General features: G+C 42.0%; 13 protein-coding genes and 1 pseudogene. 3 read left to right on the forward strand and 11 right to left on the reverse strand.

Annotated features, from left to right (window positions below):
• Positions 1-103: 103 nt before the first annotated feature.
• Together Q7674_RS18015 and Q7674_RS18020 are read left to right on the forward strand one after the other, a co-directional pair.
• Positions 104-988, forward strand: a complete 885-nt coding sequence (locus tag Q7674_RS18015; protein ID WP_008987671.1) for a LysR family transcriptional regulator — start codon at positions 104-106, stop codon at positions 986-988.
• Between the two features lie 216 nt (positions 989-1204).
• Positions 1205-1435: pseudogene (locus Q7674_RS18020) on the forward strand (YIP1 family protein); the annotation flags it as partial.
• 74 nt (positions 1436-1509) lie between these two features.
• Here Q7674_RS18020 and purF read toward each other — a convergent pair.
• The 11 genes from purF to fabB all read right to left on the reverse strand — a co-directional run bounded on the left by purF (position 1510) and on the right by fabB (position 17080).
• Positions 1510-3027: an amidophosphoribosyltransferase gene (gene purF / locus Q7674_RS18025; RefSeq protein WP_045063707.1), complete on the reverse strand. Its 1518-nt coding sequence runs from the start codon at positions 3025-3027 to the stop codon at positions 1510-1512.
• Positions 3028-3100: 73 nt separating this feature from the next.
• Entirely contained in the window at positions 3101-3592 is a 492-nt protein-coding gene (cvpA, locus tag Q7674_RS18030) for a colicin V production protein (protein ID WP_008987674.1), read from the reverse strand.
• A 62-nt stretch (positions 3593-3654) separates the two neighbouring features.
• A complete protein-coding gene (gene dedD / locus Q7674_RS18035; RefSeq protein ID WP_023931487.1) occupies positions 3655-4323 on the reverse strand; it encodes a cell division protein DedD in 669 nt (222 codons plus the stop codon).
• Between the two features lie 51 nt (positions 4324-4374).
• Positions 4375-5634 carry a bifunctional tetrahydrofolate synthase/dihydrofolate synthase gene (folC, locus tag Q7674_RS18040; RefSeq protein WP_305423019.1) on the reverse strand — a complete coding sequence of 420 codons (1260 nt, stop codon included), beginning with the start codon at positions 5632-5634 and terminating at the stop codon, positions 4375-4377.
• Between the two features lie 186 nt (positions 5635-5820).
• Positions 5821-6750 (reverse strand): acetyl-CoA carboxylase, carboxyltransferase subunit beta, encoded by a 930-nt coding sequence (gene accD / locus Q7674_RS18045; RefSeq protein WP_045063704.1) that lies wholly within the window; start codon positions 6748-6750, stop codon positions 5821-5823.
• A 140-nt stretch (positions 6751-6890) separates the two neighbouring features.
• On the reverse strand, positions 6891-7676 hold the full coding sequence (gene truA / locus Q7674_RS18050) for a tRNA pseudouridine(38-40) synthase TruA (protein WP_008987678.1): 786 nt from the start codon (positions 7674-7676) through the stop codon (positions 6891-6893).
• Between the two features lie 193 nt (positions 7677-7869).
• A complete protein-coding gene (locus Q7674_RS18055; protein WP_305423022.1) occupies positions 7870-12024 on the reverse strand; it encodes a FimV/HubP family polar landmark protein in 4155 nt (1384 codons plus the stop codon).
• Positions 12025-12272: 248 nt separating this feature from the next.
• On the reverse strand, positions 12273-13286 hold the full coding sequence (locus Q7674_RS18060) for an aspartate-semialdehyde dehydrogenase (protein ID WP_045063702.1): 1014 nt from the start codon (positions 13284-13286) through the stop codon (positions 12273-12275).
• Positions 13283-14458: a 4-phosphoerythronate dehydrogenase gene (locus Q7674_RS18065; protein WP_045063700.1), complete on the reverse strand. Its 1176-nt coding sequence runs from the start codon at positions 14456-14458 to the stop codon at positions 13283-13285. Before Q7674_RS18065 ends, Q7674_RS18060 begins: the two co-directional genes overlap by 4 nt.
• Positions 14459-14478: 20 nt before the next feature.
• A complete protein-coding gene (locus Q7674_RS18070) occupies positions 14479-15645 on the reverse strand; it encodes a nucleotide sugar dehydrogenase (protein WP_045063699.1) in 1167 nt (388 codons plus the stop codon).
• A 220-nt stretch (positions 15646-15865) separates the two neighbouring features.
• Positions 15866-17080, reverse strand: coding sequence for a beta-ketoacyl-ACP synthase I (gene fabB, locus Q7674_RS18075; RefSeq protein ID WP_045063697.1), 1215 nt, complete (start codon positions 17078-17080; stop codon positions 15866-15868).
• Positions 17081-17431: 351 nt separating this feature from the next.
• Between fabB and mnmC the strand changes: the two genes are divergently transcribed.
• Positions 17432-19495 carry a bifunctional tRNA (5-methylaminomethyl-2-thiouridine)(34)-methyltransferase MnmC2/FAD-dependent 5-carboxymethylaminomethyl-2-thiouridine(34) oxidoreductase MnmC1 gene (gene mnmC / locus Q7674_RS18080; protein WP_045063695.1) on the forward strand — a complete coding sequence of 688 codons (2064 nt, stop codon included), beginning with the start codon at positions 17432-17434 and terminating at the stop codon, positions 19493-19495.
• The last annotated feature ends 26 nt before the right edge of the window (positions 19496-19521 follow it).

The following is a 19521-nucleotide window of genomic DNA, read 5'->3' on the forward strand; positions in this document are numbered from 1 at the left end:
TGAGCAACATAGATTTTTCTTATACAAATCCGATAAAAAGTGATGCATTTGACTCATTTTGTTATACAATTGCACATCATAAGCGTTCAATAATGACTTTTTTATGAAACTTGACGATCTAAATTTATTCCGCATGGTTGTGGAAAATGGTAGCTATACGGCTGCATCAAGAAAGACCCAGGTACCTGTAGCAACACTGACACGTCGAATTCAAGCACTAGAAGAAGGCCTTAACATCCGCCTGCTTAATCGTCATGCCCGTAAATTGTCGCTTACAGAAGCAGGACAAAAGTTCTATCACGACTGCGCACCTTTACTACAACAACTGTTAGATACAACAGAACATATTAGTGAAGAGTGTAAAGGAGCAGCGGGTAAGTTACGTATCGCTGCACCTGCAAACATTACTAAAGTAATGCTTCAGCCGTTATTAAATGCTTTTATGCTAGAACACCCTGCGATTAGCATTCAGCTATACATGAGCAACGAACCAGATCAACTTGATCCTACCGATTGGGATGTTATGTTCCGCATCGGTCCTCAACGCGATTCAACGCTTATTGCTCGCCGCATCAATGAAGTAAAAGACATTCTTGTTGCTAGCCCTGATTACCTGAAGAAAAACCCAGAGCCTAAGCATGCACAGGACCTTCATGAGCATACACTGCTAAAAGGTAATCCTTTACTGCGCTGGCGCTTGAATAACCACAATGGCGAAACAGTAACCATCAACGAACGTGGTCGCTTTGAAGCAAGTGAACTTAATGTAGTGCGTAAAGCATGTTGCGCTGGTCTTGGTATTACTTTAATGCCAGATGTAATGTTAGAAAAATACATTGCAGCAGGTGAAATTGTACAAGTACTGAAAAACTGGTCAGCAAACCCACGTGACGTATATCTGATTTATAACCACCGTGATTACCAACCAGAAAAACTACGTTTATTTATTGATTTTGCAAGTCACTACTTTGACTTAGAAAAACACTAATAACGCTGGTTAATAGCAATATTATTCGACTAAATGCCATATTATCCCCTTTAATATGGCATTTTTGTTTTTGTAGAAGCTGTATTTTTTTATCATTGTCAGCAAACAAATAATAGCAAACCTTGCGCTCCCCTCCGTTCCCGACTAAACGTTATAAGACAATAAAAAAACAACTACCACACACCATATCGCGAACTCACACATAATAAATTTATGGCGGCCTTATTCCCCCACCTTTAGTTTCTAATGTTAGTCGGACTTGCAGGGCTCACTTACTCGGTATATCTGCTTTACACAAGCGTTCCTATTTTGATGCATATACCAGAAGAGCGAGGCTTCATTTACGCAAGTTCAATTGTCACTGCAGGGCTTGTACTACTTGTTTCCATCATAACGTCTTCTGTTATTTTATGGAGTTATGGTTTTGGCCCTGAGTTTGTGCATTAATCTAAACACTTCAAAAACAAAAAAGCCAACACGTCAAACATGTCGGCTTTCATCTACATAATAGAAAAAGTTATCTAAACACCTTCGTTATGTAACTCTAAATTCGCCAAATCTTGCTGAATTTCTCGCTGTTGTTTAGAGTCATCGCTACGTAACGAATCAAGGTATTCTAAGTATTCTTGATTTACATCACCTGTGACGTAATTACCATTAAATACAGATGTCTCAAACAATTTAATTTCAGGGTTACCTTCTGCCACGGCATCAACAAGATCCTGTAAATCTTGGAAGATCAAACCATCAGCACCGATGATGTTCGAAATCTCATCCACTTCACGACCATGAGCAATTAGCTCATTTGCACTTGGCATATCAATACCGTACACGTTCGGGAAACGAATTTCAGGCGCCGCTGATGCTAAGTATACTTTCTTCGCGCCCGCTTCACGTGCCATCTCGATGATCTGCTCTGATGTCGTACCACGAACAATTGAATCATCCACCAGCAGAACACTCTTATCTTTGAACTCAGAGCGAATCGCATTTAACTTACGACGCACTGACTTACGACGCATTTGCTGTCCCGGCATGATAAAGGTACGACCGACATAACGGTTCTTAACAAATCCTTGGCGATAAGGCTTATCAAGTGTGCGTGCGATCTCTAATGCACTATCACAAGAGGTTTCAGGGATAGGGATCACAACGTCAATATCAACATCAGCCCATTCACGCTTGATCTTCTCACCAAGTTTCGTGCCCATAGCAAGACGAGCGCCATATACCGATACTTTATCAATAAATGAGTCAGGACGAGCAAAATAAACAAACTCAAACACACATGGATTTAGCTGTGGATTATCCGCACATTGCTGAGTGAACAACTGACCATCAAAGGTAATATAAACTGCTTCACCCGGTGCAATATCTCGAACAAAATCAAAACCTACCGCATCAAGCGCTACAGACTCTGATGCCACCATATATTCAATTTTGCCCTGCTCTTCACGTTTACCGATACACAATGGACGAATACCATTCGGATCGCGAAAAGCAATCAAGCCATGACCAATCACCATAGCAACAACGGCATAAGCCCCTTTTACAATACGATGAACTTCAGCAATCGCTGCAAAAATCTCATCAGGGCTAATAGGGTAACTTTGGCAATGCTCAAGTTGATTTGCCAAAATATTCAATAGAATTTCAGAGTCAGACGTTGTATTAACGTGACGTTTAGCTTGCTCAAATAACGTCTCACGAATATCAGCAGCATTGGTTAAATTACCGTTATGTGCCAATGAGATACCATATGGAGAATTTACATAAAAAGGTTGAGCTTCTGATGCACTAGAGCTACCAGCCGTTGGGTAGCGAACATGACCAATACCAACAGTTCCTTGTAAGCGTTGCATGTGTTTTGCTTCAAACACATCACGTACTAAGCCATTGGCTTTACGCAGACGGAAACGATTGCTTTCTAAGGTACAAATACCCGCAGCATCTTGGCCGCGATGTTGCAGCACAGTAAGTGCATCATAGATAGACTGGTTTACCGGGGTTGAGCCCACGATTCCAACAATACCACACATTTCCAAAATCCTCGTCGTGCATAAAAATACAGTTACCAAATTAAGATAACTTGGTAACTGCTATTAATTGGCGCTACTTAATGTTGGGTAAGAAGCTAGAACTATGTTTGATGTAGGAGAAAAACCATTCAATCACAACACCAAACTGTGGGATCAACTTTGATTGTTTCCACCAATCAGAGCTTGCAAACCCAGTAAAGGCATCAAGAAAGAACAATACAGCCGCAACAATTAAGACGCCGCGAACCCCACCAAAAACTACGCCTAATACCCGATCAGTGCCAGATAACCCTGTTTTCTGAACCAACTGACCAATAACATAGTTAACTACCGCGCCTACTATTAGCGTTGCAATAAATAAAACGGCAATAGCACTACCGTTGCGGAGCATCTCATCATGGAAGTTTGTAAAGTGTACAGCCAATTGCGGGTAAAAATTACTGGCAACGAAAAAGGCAGTAAACCAAATAACTAATGAGAGTGCTTCCTTAACAAAACCTCGGATTAAACTCACCAAAGCGGAAAAGCCAATCACGGCTAAAATTACATAATCAATCCAGATCATCATGTGTCATTCGTCTTGTTGATGCGTATTCTAACAGAAAAAATGAAGACGCAAACGTTTACTTAAGGTTTTATTGGGTTAAATTGATACAATTTGCCACTTAAACCGGTTAATTTTTTCAGGTCATCAATCTTAGCTAGAAGCTTATCTTTTGACAGATCTGGCCCTACTACTACTTTGACATATTGGCCTGGTTGCGCATTTTTAGGTAATAAATGTGCTTGATAACCATTAAGGCGTAATTTCGCAACTAATGCACTCGCATTTTTAAAATTACCAAAAGTACCTAATTGGATCATCCAACCACTGTTTTTCAAATCGCTATTACTAACAGTTACTGGTTTAGGTGCCGGCTTTTCAGCAGGTTTAGGCTGTGGTTTCACAACTGGCTTCGGTTGCTCTACAGGCACAACAGGTTTAGCCGGTTGAGCTGTTTTATCTTCTACCACTGTATATGTTTCATCATCGTCAGCATGAGAAGACGAAACTGTCTCTTTCCCATTATCAACTGTTACAGTCACAGGCTCTTTTGGTAGCTCTGTATTTGCCGTTTCAGGATCGGGAATTTGTTCCTGCTCCTTTTGATCACCTACTTTAGGTTGTAGCGGAATACTCGCGAACTGCTCTTTATAATGTTGCTTTTGCCCATCAAAAAGATCAGGAAGAAAAATCACGCCAACTGTTACCAAAATAATGGTACCAATTAGTCGATTTTGAAATTGGCTCGCCACATGGACTCCTATGCTATTTAAGCGCTTTGTAATAAAGCGCTTTTTCACTACTTAACTTAAATGACTCGTAATCTGGCCGACAGTGTAAAACGAGCCAAAGACGATTACCATATCATCCTCACCAGCCTGTGTTAGGGCTTGGTCAAATGCCGATTCAGGCTTATCAAAACCTACACAGTTTGCTGGTAAATGTTGCAATATCTCTTCAGCGGTTGCCGCTCTTGGCCCTGTTAGTGATGCAGGGTACCAATCATCAACCGTGTCTCTCATTGCAGCAATAGTAGAAGCAATATCTTTATCATGTAACATTGCAACCACAGCATGGATTTTATTCTTACCTTCTTTCTGTTTAATTTTGCTTAGTTGATTCGCAAAGTATTCAGCAGAATGCGGGTTGTGTGCTACGTCCATAATGATTAATGGTTGCTCACTCACTCGCTGCATGCGCCCCGGTAATTGCGCTTTCTTCAAACCATTAATAATGTTTTCTTCAGAAATATCCAGCTCTGCAGCACCTAATGCCATTAGTGCTGTTGCCGCATTAGGAAGAGGCAGATTCGGTAACGGTAGCTGTGTCAAATCAAATGCACCGCACTGCCAATTCCAGTGGTTATCTTCAATCTGGTATTCAAACTGATAACCCACTTGATATAACTCTGCGCCAATATCATCGGCATGCGCAGGTACTGTTGCGGGCGGGTGAGGCTTACCACAAATCGCAGGCTTACCAGAGCGGAAAATACCTGCTTTTTCATAGCCAATCACATCAATATTGTCACCAAGCCAATCAACATGATCAATGGCAAGGCTAGTGATCACACTAACATCGTGATCAACAATATTGGTTGCATCTAAACGGCCACCTAAACCGACTTCTAATACCACCACATCCACCTGATGGGTTTTAAATAGTGTCAGCGCAGATAATGTACCAAACTCAAACAGGCTCAAACTGATATCACCACGTGCAGCTTCAACACTGGCAAAAGCTTTAGTGTGCTCACTATCGTCTAATTCTTGGTTATTGATGCGAACGCGCTCGTTATAACGTACAAGATGAGGAGAGCTATAAACACCAACCTTATAACCTGCTTCAATCAAGATAGCCTCTAGCATGGCACAGGTTGAGCCTTTTCCATTAGTACCAGCAACAGTAATCACACAAGGAGCTGGTTTTAATAACTCAGCTTTTTGCCCAACCGCTTTAACGCGATCTAACCCTAGATCTATCGCGCTAGTATGTAATTCCTCAAGGTATTTCAGCCATATTGAAAGCGAGGCTGTCGCTTGTGGTGCCATCAATCCTGACATGAGAACTCATTCATTTGTTTATAACTAACTTAAGTCATAATTTACCATCGAATCTCTTATAACTTAAATCTCAGATCAGATTAATTCGATGAATCGACAACAGAATCGTATTTGTATTGCTAAACGCGCAAAAAAAAACCGCTTAGCTAGTGGCTAAACGGTTTTCTTTATAAACCAATAAATTAGTTATGCGTTTTCTGAATTTTCAGCTTCAACTTTCGCTTCAATTTCTACTGGCTTGCTATCTACAGAGACGACAAGTGGAGAAGCTTGGTTAGTCATTTTCGCAACTAAGCCTGCAATTCGCTGACGCATTTCACGGCGATCAACAATCATATCAATTGCACCGTGTTCTAGTAGGAACTCGCTACGTTGGAAACCTTCAGGTAGCTTCTCACGCACTGTTTGCTCGATAACACGTTGACCTGCAAAACCAATTAATGCTTTAGGCTCACCAATGTTGATATCACCAAGCATGGCAAGAGATGCTGATACACCCCCCATTGTTGGATCTGTCAGTACAGAGAAGAACGGTAAACCTTTTGCAGATAAACGCTCAAGTGCAGCACTTGTTTTTGCCATTTGCATCAACGACATTAGCGCTTCTTGCATACGTGCACCGCCACTTGCTGAGAAGCAAATTAATGGGCAGTTATTTTCAATCGCAGCATCAACAGCACGGACAAACTTAGCACCCACAACCGAGCCCATTGAGCCGCCCATGAATGAGAATTCAAAAGCACATGCAACAACAGGTAGACCAAGTAAGTCACCTTTCATTGCCACTAATGCGTCTTTCTCGCCTGTTGCTTTTTGTGCTGCAGATAAGCGATCTTTGTATTTTTTAGAATCGCGGAATTTAAGCTTATCTTGAGGCTCTAGCTCTGCGGCAATCTCAACTTGCGTATCAGCGTCAAGGAAAGTTTCAAGACGACGACGTGCTTTCATACGCATGTGATGATCACACTTAGGGCACACCTCTAGATTGCGTTCAAGATCTGCATGGTACAGTACTTGATCACAAGAGGTACATTTCGTCCAAACGCCCTCAGGAATCGACACTTTTCGTGAAGAGACAATGTTGCTTTTAGTTAGAATCTTTTCAAGCCAGCTCATGAATGACCTTTATTCTTAATGCTTCCGCCGTCAATGGCCGAAGATACAAATTCATTGGATAACGATCAGAGATTAAAACACAATCTTGCTAATCTGTAGATAAAAAACTGGTACTACCTTATCAACGTAAGGTAAGTAACTCAATCAGCTAAGAATAATGGTCCTAACGGAACTCGAGGTAAATTGTGCTCTTGCGGGTAGTCAACATCCACTAAATACAAGCCTTCCGCTTTTGCTGTTGCGCCTGCTAATGTGCGATCTTTTTGCTCGAGTAACCATTTGATCCATTCTGGTTTCTCTTCACCCTTACCGACTTTGATCAAGCTACCTGTGATATTGCGTACCATATGGTGAACAAACGCATTTGCTTTGATATCAATGATCACGAAATCACCTTGGCGCGTTACTTTCAGGTGCATTAAATTACGCCATGGGCTACGAGATTGACAATGCACAGCGCGGAATGACGTAAAGTCATTCTCACCTAAAAGATACTGACCCGCTTCATGCATTTTCTTCTCATCAAGGTGACCATGATAATGGCTCACACCAGTACCTAAGATAGCCGGACGCAGCGCATTATTGAAAATGATATAACGGTAACGACGTGCTGTTGCCGTGAAACGAGCATGGAAGTCTTCACTGACTTCTGTTGCCCAACGTACAGCAATATCTTTAGGTAGGTTTGCATTCGCCCCCATGGTCCATGCCACCATTTTACGATCAATATTGACATCAAAGTGAACAACTTGGCCTGTACCGTGCACGCCAGCGTCGGTGCGCCCTGCACAGAACACTTCAATGGGCTGGTTTGCAACTTTAGAGAGAGCTTTTTCCAAACGCTCTTGTACACTATCTACATCACGTTGGCGTTGCCAGCCATAATACTTGGCACCATCGTACTCTACACCTAAAGCTATTCGCATAATTCTTTCAACTTCGCTTAATCAAACCTATGTAAATTGCGTACCACGCCATTTACCTCATCTTTGGTGAATTATAAGTAATTCGTTAGGTAAGTGAAAGAATAGCGCTGTATCAACGTAAGATTAGGTACATCAATAGATAATAAAAAAGCACGATAGATCATCTACCGTGCTTTTTATTTATAATTTACCGCTACATTTTAATGCTAGATAACAGTTTTTTCGCTTCATCCTTTAAGGCTTGCTCAGCATTTTTAGCAATATCTTCAAGTAAACCAACAGCACCCTCGCTGTCATTCATTTCAAGATAGGCTTTCGCTAAATCAAGCTTGCTTGCATACTCACAAGCAGTATCGACATCGTACTCAGCAATACTCGCTAACATCTCAGGGTAATCATCAAGCCCCACTTCTAAGTTCAGTGGATTAGCATCAGGATCAGCTTGCTCATGCAAAGGATCATCTTTCATTAGCTCTTCAATACTAATGTAAGTTGGCTTCTCCACGGCTTTTTCACTGTCGCCTAGCAATTCACTACTCGCTGATTGACTCACATCACTATCTCGTAGGGAAAATTCAGACTCTAACGATAATGTCTCCAAGTCTTCTTTCACTAACTGTGGTTGTTGAGTCCAATCTTCTTGCTCTAACTCTGGCTCTGATGCTGACGTCTGCCAAACTTTAGCATCATCATCAGACAGCTCATCGGCAAATGCTTGCGTGTTAATATCATCAGCAATATGTTGCGTTAATAAACCATCACGCTCATCGTCTTCTAAGCCTAATCCTGAGCGCTCCACTTTTTGTGTTGTTTGTGGTGACGGCTCTTGATTAACAACACTCGCAAATTCTGGCGTCACTGTTTGTTCAGTGAATTGTTCAGCCAGCTGTGATTGCTCAGTATCTTTAGACGTTTGCAGATCAGGTTGTTGTTCTGTGGATAATGATTCATCGAATAACAACGCATCCATATCAAGACCAGCAGAATCAACCATGTTTTGATCAAGCTGATCAAGTACGACAGGCTTTTCTTCACGATAAGCCACTTCTTCGTTAGGCAAACGAAGCCCTTGTTCAATTTCATATTGCTCAAGTTCATGTTGCTCATCTAACGAGGCTTGCAGCGCTTCGCTTTCATCAAACTCAGGAATGCTCGATGGATCTAGCTTTTCAAATGGATAACTATCATGCTGCGCTGTATCAAATGGTGATAATGCTTTATCAGATCCAAGCTGTGCCGAAGTATTCTCTAACTCGGTATGATCTGTCGTTATATCAACATTAGAGGCAAAATCGGCCTTAGGCTTATATTGTTCAGCCGCCTCTGCTGCCTGCTGAAGCTGGCGGATCACATTATCAAGTGCGATTTGTTCATCAACATCGTTATTAAATGTTGTTTCATCTAATGGCTCTGCTTCTGGATCGTCAAATGCTGCTTGCTCATCAAACTCTGGCAAATCATCTAATGACAACACATCATTATGAGCAGCATCTTCTTTCGGCTGCTGATATGTTTCACCATCAAAAGCCTTTAACGCTTCTTCTTCGTCAAAAACAGGTAAGTCCTCGACTGAGATTGCTTCATCGGACTCACCTGAATCAGTTGCTAGATGATTAGCAAGTGCATCTTGCTCATCCAATTCGCGCTCTAAATCAGAAACTGTTAATGGTTTAACATCGCTATCAAGTGATTGACGGTAAAAAGCTTCGTCCAATACGTCATCTAAGATTTCATCAAACTTCTGCTCACTTGCCGCAGACAGTTGTTGTAGCTCTTCTGAGTTATTTGGCTCATTACCACCTTGAGATACAACAGCTTCTGCACTTTCGTCAGCAAATGCATCTTCAAACAAGGCATCAAGCTCAGCTTCATTTTCAGCTTGAGCAATCAGTAATGATTCAGATGATTGACTCTCTTCAGTATCTTGCTGTGGCGCTTCTGCTTTTGTCAGAGCCTCTTCTTGTTTCTCATCACTCGTGTCATGAGTATTTTCGATCACATCATCAAGCTCTGAAACTACTTCATCTTGCCCTGTTTCAGTATTCTCAACGAGAGGCTGAGACTCTTTTGTAGACTCTTCTTGCTGTGAAGATAAAATTTCATCAAGTAACTCAGTGCTAGATTCATCTAGTGCCACATTATTATCAGAAAAAGAATCTATCTCTTCATCATCGTGAAGCAGTTCATCAAGTAGCTCTGTACTATCTTCTGCAACTTCAAAATCTTCTTCCGTTTGCGCTTTTTCGTCATCATCGAGCAGTAACTCGTCAAGTAAGGCGGTGCTGTCTTCTTCAAGCTCTATATCGCTACTTAACTCATCATCTTCCACCAACTCATCTAATAATGCAGTGCTCCCCTCTTCAAAGATGGTTTCATCATCAAGATTGTCTTCTGCCACTGCTTCATCTGTTTTTTCGAACTCAGGTAGATCTGTACTGAAGTTATTGAATAAAGCATCCAGTTCATCTTGGGCAACATTTTCTGATGGAGCGTTAGATGCGACTTCTGTATTTGACTCTGCTTTATCTTCTTGTGTATCAGCTGATTGATCCTGATTATGCGCTTCAGCTTGTTGCAAAATCTCATCAAGTAACGATTGCTCTAGCAGACCGTTTTCTAATTCTTCATCTTCAGAATGTAATTGAGTCTTATCGCCTGCATTATCAGCTTCACTTAAATCAAAGTCTTCGTGTGATAAATCAAACTCATCATTACTGATATCTGCTGTATCATCATCTTTAGCTGCATCATTGAGCGATTTCTCCCACATTAATGCTAACGCTTCATCAGCACTTGGCTCGCTCTCTTCATTATCCATTTCATCAAGTGCGCGCTCCATGTCTTCAAGACCGATAGCGTCATCACCTTTTACTGAAATACTGCTGCTAACGTTATTTTCAAATACGTCATCAAATTCAATCTCATCTGTAGCCTTATCAGTTTGAGATGGTGTTTCAACAGCGACATCATCAGTAAGGTCTGCAATAGGATCAGAAACTTTCACTTCAGTTTTATCTGATTGCTCGTCTTTCTCATCAATCTCTAATGTGAAATCAGGATCATTAAATAAATCGTCGTCAGCGAATAGATCATCTAAATCATCAGCATCTTCTGAATCAGTCTCTTTACCATCAATAGGCGGAACCACTACTGGTGCATTGTCTGTCGCTGTTGCGTCAGGTGCTTGTAGTGACTTCACTTCATCTTGTTCGTCTTCGTTTTTACGACGTAATAAGAAGAAAGCTAATAAGGCTGCAATTAAGCCGCCAGGGATAATACCTGCAGCCGCAAGAGCCCATGGATTATTAGCCAGTGAATCAAACCAGGTTGAGGTAGGTGGCGTCACAGGTTGTGGCGCATTTTGCAGTTGCTTTTGCTGTTCTAAGAAAGTTAACAGTTCTTGGCGTACATCATCGCTATCTTTAACTTGATCTTTTAATGCCTCAACTTCTTGCTGCATTTCAGCTAAACGCAAACGTAGCAGGTGATTGCTCTCCACCAGCTTAGTCATTTGTTCATCAGTTAACGCTTGTTGCTGTTCAGACAGTTCTGGTTTAGCAGGGATAGCTTCTGCAGAATCAGCTGTTTTCACATCAGATGCTACGGTTTCTGCTGGCTTTTCTGTACCCGCTGCCATATTGGATGTTGCAGTACTAACAGCCGCTGCCGTTGTTGCTGCAGCCACTGCTTTTTCAATTGTTTTAGCTGAATCCTCTGATGTTGGTTGTGCCGTATTCGCAGGCGTAGGCGCTACAGGCTTTACAACAGTATCAGCGGGTTTAATTTTTTGCGTCGCCTCTTTTTTCTCGGCTTGAATTGTTTTTAATTCTTCCGGCTTTGGCTTTAATTTAACAACGCGTTTAGGCTTAGGTGTTGTTTTTAGGTAAGGTGCACGCTTTTTGTCTGCCTCTAATTGGCGGCGGATCAAACTTTCTTTTTCATTGTTAATTTGGCTCAGCGTTGGCATTACCAAATAACTACCCGGCACTAGACCGTGAATATTGCTATTTTCAAACGCTTGCGGGTTTACATGATAAATCGCACCAATCACTTGGTAGACAGAAACCGATGCATTAGGGCGATGACGCGAAGCAATAGACCACAAGGTTTCTTTTTCTCCTGTTGGACCATAACGACGTGCCGTCAATTTCGTGGTAGTAGACTGTGGTATTGTTTGAAGAGACGGTAATGCATTTCCATTACGATTAGCTTGCGAATAGGATCCATCCTCATTCGATGGGCCAACAATGCGAACCGTATTTGCATTCACCACAGGTAAATAAGATGAGATGGTAACGAAGGCTACCGGCACAATAAAGCGCTTTAAGATCTTTGGAATATCAGACACTGCCTGCGTTCCTCTCTGGCAGAGATAAATAGGACGAAAAGCATTTATCCGAAAATACCCTTCGAGATAATACAGTTATTACACGTAAACCATAATGAACATGTAACGGCGACATTGAGCAAAACTTAACGTCATAACGGATAATTCTTGCTAGCTCACTTTATATGTCAAGGGACTACTTAGTGTTTTACCAGTAAGATCATGGAAAAGAAGAAGGAGCAATTTCTCACTCCTTCTTTTTATTTGTTTTACAAATATTCTTCAATCAGCTTTTCAGCAATTTGAATACTGTTTGTTGCTGCGCCTTTACGAACGTTATCGGCAACAACCCACATATTAACCCCACAAGGATGGCTAATATCTTCACGAATACGGCCAACCATAACGTGATCTTTACCTACAGCATCCGTCACTTGTGTTGGGTAATCTGTACCATGGAACACTTCAATACCATCAGTGTTTTCAAGCATGTTGATCACATCCTCAACCACAACTGGTTGGTGAGTTTCAACGTGAACCGCTTCAGCATGACCAAAGAATGCTGAAACACGTACACATGTTGGGTTAACACGAATGCTTGCATCACCTAGGATTTTTTGTGTTTCCCACACCATTTTCATTTCTTCTTTGGTGTAACCATTATCAAGAAACTCATCGATGTGAGGCAAACAGTTAAATGCAATTTGCTTGTCGTAAGCTTTGTTTTCAGCTGGTAAACCATTTAGCAATTTCGCTGTTTGACCTGCAAGCTCATCAATACCTTTACGACCAGAGCCTGAAACAGACTGGTAAGTTGCGACGTTAATACGATCAATACCGTATGCATCTTGAATTGGCTTCAGAGCAACCAGCATTTGAATCGTCGAACAGTTTGGGTTCGCAATAATATTACGGTTACGATAATCAGCAATCGCTTCAGGGTTCACTTCAGGAATAACCAGCGGTACATCGTATTCGTAACGGAACTCTGATGTATTATCGATAACCACTACACCATGATCGGCAGCAATTGGCGCCCAATGCCGAGAAGCCTCTGCGCCTGCTGAGAACAGTGCAATTTGAACTTGACCCCAATCGAACTCTTCTACGTTTTTAACACGGATAGATTTGCCTTTAAAACGTAGTACTTTGCCTGAGCTACGATCACTTGCCAGCAAGTAAAGATTGCGAACAGGAAAATTGCGCTCTTCTAATACCTCGACCATCGCTTCGCCAACAGCGCCCGTTGCGCCGAGTATTGCAATATCATATTCCTGACTCATTGAGTTACCTCTACTACTGTAAAACCTAATTTAGCCAGCGACTCTACCTCAAAATCTGCCTTACCCGCTACTGTAATTGCACTATATTCACGACGATCCCAGTAGTTTTTACGCATAAGATCAAAAGTGGTCGCCATTTTGCTGTTATCGTCGCCAGCTTGCTGCATCTGACGGCGGAAAATACCGTCATCTTTACGCACATCATAAACCAATTGAGTGAGGCTAAATAACGTAGCTTCATCCCATTGACGGCTCAGTTGGACTTGTGGAACAGGCGCAACAGGTAATAGCTCACTCGCCTCTACCTGCTTATTTAAACCTAAAAATTCACAGAATCGATTAAATACCATAGTAGTACCACGAGCCTTACCTTCAAGGCCGTAACCTGCTACATGTGGCGTTGCAAAGGCTAGATAGGGTAACAGCTCCAAATCCACTAGCGGCTCTTGTTCAAACACATCTAAAACTGCGGTAAGTAGTTTTCCTGTCCCGTTACTTGATGCCATTAATGCAGCTTTTAGGGCTTGGTTATCAACAACAGGACCACGTGCCGCATTGATCAAAATGGCGTTTGGCTTTAACGCATCAATAAAATCGGCATCGACAAGATGATGAGTGGGGTATTCAACATCACGAGTTAATGGAGTATGCGTGGTGATCACATCACATTCCGCCAACAAGGTTTCTAGTGAATGAAACTCACGCTCATCCCCTTGGGCTTGTTTTAATGGATCATTGAGTAAATAACGAATACCCAAAGCATCTAAACATTTTGCTAAATACGAACCAACGTTACCCGCACCAATAATACCAACTGTACGTTCAAAAATAGAAAAACCTTGTTGTTGTCCCAACACCATTAAGCTGCTCAGCACATATTCAGCGACACCGACTTTGTTACAACCAGGTGCTGCAGTAAATGTGATTCCACGCTTAGCAAGCAAGGCTTGATCAACGTGATCTTGTCCTGCCGTTGCCGTACCGACAAACTTCAACTTGTCCGCTTTTTCTAACAGGCTCTCATTTACTTTGGTTACTGAGCGGATCATTAGGGCATCAATCCCAATTAAATCATCAGCAGTTAAGTTACGACCTGGCTTTGCTATCACTTCCCCAAGTTCACTGAACAACTCAAATGCATACGGCATGTTTTCATCAATAAGGATTTTCATTCAGGCTTTCCTTGCTTTACTTAATCAGCCCCGAACAGATCTCGGGTATAAACTTTCTCTTGCACATCATCAAGCTCAACTGCCATTCGGTTTGAGACAATGACATCAGACATCGCTTTAAAGGCATCCAGATCTTTAATCACTTTTGAGTTAAAGAAGTCATCTTGCTCAAGCACTGGCTCATACACCACAACTTCGATACCTTTGGCTTTAATGCGCTTCATGATGCCTTGAATACTTGATGCACGGAAATTATCAGAGCCCGACTTCATGATTAATCGATAAACACCCACCACTTTTGGCTGCTTTGCAATAATTGAATCAGCAATGAAATCTTTACGGGTAGTGTTCGCATCCACAATCGCACCAATGATGTTATTAGGCACATCACGGTAATTCGCTCGCAATTGCTTGGTATCTTTTGGTAAACAATAACCACCGTAACCAAAAGATGGATTGTTATAGTGATTGCCAATACGTGGATCTAAGCCGACACCTTCAATGATTTGACGACTATCTAAGCCTAATGCTTCAGCGTAGCTATCAAGCTCATTAAAATAAGCCACACGCATTGCTAGGTAAGTATTTGAGAATAACTTCACCGCTTCCGCTTCAGTAGAATCGGTAAATAACACGGCTATATCTTGCTTTTCCGCACCTTGCTTTAATAAACCTGCGAAAGTTTCAGCTCGCTCGGAACGCTCACCTACAATAATGCGTGATGGATGCAAGTTATCGTAAAGGGCACGACCTTCACGTAAGAACTCAGGTGAGAAGATAATATTATCAATACCAAATTGCTTTTTGATACTTTCAGTGTAACCAACAGGTACGGTTGATTTGATCACCATGGTTGCCGATGGATTTTTTACCATCACATCTTTAATGACTGCTTCAACTGAGTTGGTATTAAAGTAGTTAGTAACAGGATCGTAATCAGTAGGTGTGGCAATAATGACAAATTCAGCGCCACCGTAAGCATGGTCAGCATCTGTTGTTGCCACTAAATTCAATGTCTTGTGTTGTAAGAACTCTTCAATCTCTTTATCTACAATCGGAGATAAACCTTGATTAATTAACGCAACTTTTTCTTCAACAATGTCTAACGCTACTACCTCATTATGCTGAGATAACAGCACGGCATTTGACAGGCCAACATAACCTGTTCCTACCACAGTAATTTTCATTACCTAACCTCAATGAATTAATGTGCAAGTAGCTGTTATTCAACCCTTGCTTATTGGCTATTAGTTTAACTGAAAACTCTTTAAAAGAACAAAAGTGACAAGTTCTCGCTACTATCTCAGCACTTGATGGACATTTTATGAATAAAAAAAGAGCCATAAATCACTTTATGGCTCTTCTATCAATTCAATTAACGCTACGGTTAATCTACATCTGGTTTAATTACGCTTCGTATTTCTTGATCACTAGCGTTGCGTTAGTACCACCAAAACCAAAGCTGTTAGACATTACTGTCTTCAGTTCAACGTCACGCTTTTCAGTCACGATATCAAGACCTTGTGCCGCTTCATCTAGGTTATCGATGTTGATGCTTGGCGCAACAAAACCATGCTCAAGCATTAGTGTTGAGTAAATCGCTTCGTGAACACCCGCAGCACCTAGTGCGTGACCTGTCATGGCTTTAGTTGCAGAAATTGCAGGGCTATTTTCACCAAATAGCTCTTGGATAGCACCAAGCTCTTTCACATCACCTACTGGTGTTGATGTACCGTGTGTATTGATGTAATCAACTGGACCATCAAGATCTTGCATTGCCATCTTCATACAACGCACCGCACCTTCACCTGATGGAGCAACCATGTCGTAGCCATCAGATGTCGCACCGTAACCTACGATCTCACCGTAAATTTTTGCGCCACGAGCAAGTGCGTGCTCTAGCTCTTCGATAACAACCATACCGCCACCACCAGAGATAACGAAACCGTCACGATCGGCATCATAAGTACGAGAAGCTTTGGTTGGTTCATCATTGTACTTAGTAGATAGTGCGCCCATTGCATCGAACATCATGGTTAGTGACCAATCTAGCTCTTCACCGCCACCAGCGAACACAACGTCTTGTTTGCCCAGTTGGATTAGCTCTACTGCATGACCGATACAGTGTGCTGAAGTTGCACAAGCTGAGCTCATTGTGTAGTTCACACCACGGATCTTAAACGGCGTTGCAAGACATGCAGATACCGTTGAAGACATAGTACGTGGCACCATGTAAGGACCAACACGCTTAACGCCTTTTTCACGAAGCGTATCAACCGCAACGTATTGGTTGTGCGATGACGCGCCACCTGAACCTGCTACAAGACCAGTGCGCTCATTAGATACCTGCTCTTCAGCTAAGCCAGAGTCAGCAATTGCTTGTTCCATTGATAGGTAAGCATAAGCGGCTGCATCGCCCATGAAACGCATTTTTTTACGGTCAATGTGTTCCGCTGGGTTAATTTTCAGATCACCCCAAACATTAGAACGCAGTTTCATCTCAGCGAACTGCTCAGAAAAATTAATGCCTGATTTGCCTGTTTTTAGTGACTCTAGTACTTCTGCAACGTTGTTACCGATACTAGATACAATCCCCATGCCTGTAATTACGGCTCGTTTCATGATGACTTCCTACTAATATTAATGGATATAGCCTTACCGTGATAATTCATCGTTATCCGGCGGGTTTACTCCCAAACGGCTTTAAGATGCGCGTTCTTGTCGGCAATTATACCGTATTTAACAGAACATCATATCTTAAAGCTGTTTGGCTGTTATTTTGCTAAAGCTTTCTCAATGTATTTGAGCCCATCGACTATAACGGCTTTAACGCTAAAAAGTGGTCAGCTTTCCTGATATTCGGGTACAATCGGCTCAAAATTGCCATTTCTCACTGTATGTTATCGCAAAGCTGCTGCTATTTCAGACGATTTATCACATACAGTGTGTTAATCATTTAAGAGGTTTCCCCTTTTGTCTTGTCCACAGAATGAAAAGTCTACCCCACAAATTGAAAATGCCGTTCTCGATTGGAATGACGTGGGAACGCCAGTATCGAATAACTTTGATGATGTCTACTTCTCAAACACTAATGGATTAGAAGAAACCCGATACGTCTTTATCAAGCAAAATGGTTTACCAGTGCGCTGGATTGAAGGTGAAAACCGTCGCTTCGTCATTGCTGAAACAGGCTTTGGCACAGGACTAAATTTCCTTGCTGTTTGGCAAGCTTTCAAACAATACCGTGCGCAACACCCAAATGCTGTCACTTCAGAACTACATTTCATCAGCTTTGAAAAATATCCTGTTACTAAACAAGATTTAATTAAAGCACATCAATCATGGCCCGAGCTGGCTGACCTTGCTGAACAGCTTCACGCTCACTACCCACCAGCGATTGCTGATTGTCACCGTATCGTATTAGAAGATGGCATGATCACGCTAGATTTATGGTTTGGCGATATCAAAGATTGTATGCCGCAAGTATGGGTTGGCGATGAGGGTATTGTCGATGCGTGGTTCCTTGATGGCTTTGCCCCAAGTAAAAACCCTGAAATGTGGAATCAAAGCCTATTTAACGGTATGGTCAAAATGGCGCGACAAGACTGTACTGTTGCAACATTTACCGCTGCTGGTTTTGTCCGTCGCGGCTTAATGGAAGCTGGCTTCGAGATGAGAAAAACCAAAGGGTTTGGTACTAAACGTGAAATGATTGTTGGTCAAGTTATTGAACGTCAGCATAGTACGAATGTGAAACCTTGGTATAACAGGGCTGCACCAACCAAAAATGATTCAGATATTGCTATCATTGGTGGCGGTATTGCTTCTGCAACCACGGTACTAGCATTACTCCGTCGTGGGCAAACTGTCACCTTATATTGTGCCGATAACCAACTTGCTGATGGCGCATCAGGGAACCGCCAAGGCGCCGTCTACCCTTTACTTAACGGCAACAATGATGCGGTATCTCGCTTTTTCTCAACCGCATTTATCTACGCTAAACAGTTAGTAGAGCAAGCTGCTACCGAGCTTGAATTTAGCCATAGCTGGTGTGGTGTTACTCAATTGGCCTATGATGAGAAATCTGCGACAAAACTAGAGAAAATGCTAGCAGGTAACTTCACGCCTGAGCTGATCCACAAACTCGATAAAACACAAACCGAACAAATCACAGGTGTTGAAACTGGTTTTGAAAGCGTTCATTACCCGTTAGGTGGTTGGTTATCGCCAAAAGAATTGACCACAGCGTTAATTGAGCATGCAGTACAACAAGGTAAGCTAATTCTCAAAAAACAAAGTGATCTTAGCTCACTTACTCAACAAGATAATGCTCAATGGCAGCTGACTTTTGCTAACGGTGATCAATCTATCCATGACACTGTTATTCTTGCCAATGGTCATCGCTTTAATGAATATGCTCAAACCCAAGCTATCCCTGCATCTTCTGTTCGTGGACAAGTGAGTCACGTACCAACCAATCCTTCACTAGGGCAGCTAAAAACCGTACTTTGTTACGATGGTTACCTCACGCCAGTCAATACTCAAACTCAAAGCCACTGCATTGGTGCCAGTTACGATCGCCGCAATGTGGAACTAGAATTCAACGAAGCAGATCAACAAGATAATAAGCAACGCTTAGTTAATTGTTTACCATCCGTTGAATGGCCTAAAGCAATAGACATTGATGGCTTTGAAATAAAAGAGCGCGCGCGTGTTGGTATTCGTTGTGCAGTACGTGATCACTTACCGTATGTGGGTAATGTTTGTCGTTATGATGACTTATTGGCGCAGTACAGAGAATTGAAAGATAATCAGGAAAACACATTGCCTGTACCTATCTACAATAATCTGTTCACCATTGCTGGCTTAGGCTCTCGAGGATTAAGTTCAGCACCATTACTGGGCGAAGTTTTAGCGTCACAAATTTGTGGCGATCCATTACCGCTACCACTTAGTGTACTTGAAGCACTTCACCCTGGCCGTATGTGGGTAAGAAGATTAGTAAAAGGCAAAGAACTTACCACTCTTGATGCCTAATTAAATATAAAAACGCCATGTAGGTA

The organism is Photobacterium leiognathi, assembly GCF_030685535.1.
Classification (GTDB): Bacteria; Pseudomonadota; Gammaproteobacteria; order Enterobacterales; family Vibrionaceae; genus Photobacterium; species Photobacterium leiognathi.

Coding starts and splice junctions, on each gene's coding strand:
- Q7674_RS18060 (WP_045063702.1), bottom strand. CDS start 13,286: ATGAGTCAGGAATATGATATTGCAATACTCGGCGCAACGGGCGCTGTT.
- cvpA (WP_008987674.1), bottom strand. CDS start 3,592: ATGATCTGGATTGATTATGTAATTTTAGCCGTGATTGGCTTTTCCGCT.
- Q7674_RS18070 (WP_045063699.1), bottom strand. CDS start 15,645: ATGAAAATTACTGTGGTAGGAACAGGTTATGTTGGCCTGTCAAATGCC.
- fabB (WP_045063697.1), bottom strand. CDS start 17,080: ATGAAACGAGCCGTAATTACAGGCATGGGGATTGTATCTAGTATCGGT.
- folC (WP_305423019.1), bottom strand. CDS start 5,634: ATGTCAGGATTGATGGCACCACAAGCGACAGCCTCGCTTTCAATATGG.
- purF (WP_045063707.1), bottom strand. CDS start 3,027: ATGTGTGGTATTGTTGGAATCGTGGGCTCAACCCCGGTAAACCAGTCT.
- Q7674_RS18015 (WP_008987671.1), top strand. CDS start 104: ATGAAACTTGACGATCTAAATTTATTCCGCATGGTTGTGGAAAATGGT.
- accD (WP_045063704.1), bottom strand. CDS start 6,750: ATGAGCTGGCTTGAAAAGATTCTAACTAAAAGCAACATTGTCTCTTCA.
- truA (WP_008987678.1), bottom strand. CDS start 7,676: ATGCGAATAGCTTTAGGTGTAGAGTACGATGGTGCCAAGTATTATGGC.
- Q7674_RS18065 (WP_045063700.1), bottom strand. CDS start 14,458: ATGAAAATCCTTATTGATGAAAACATGCCGTATGCATTTGAGTTGTTC.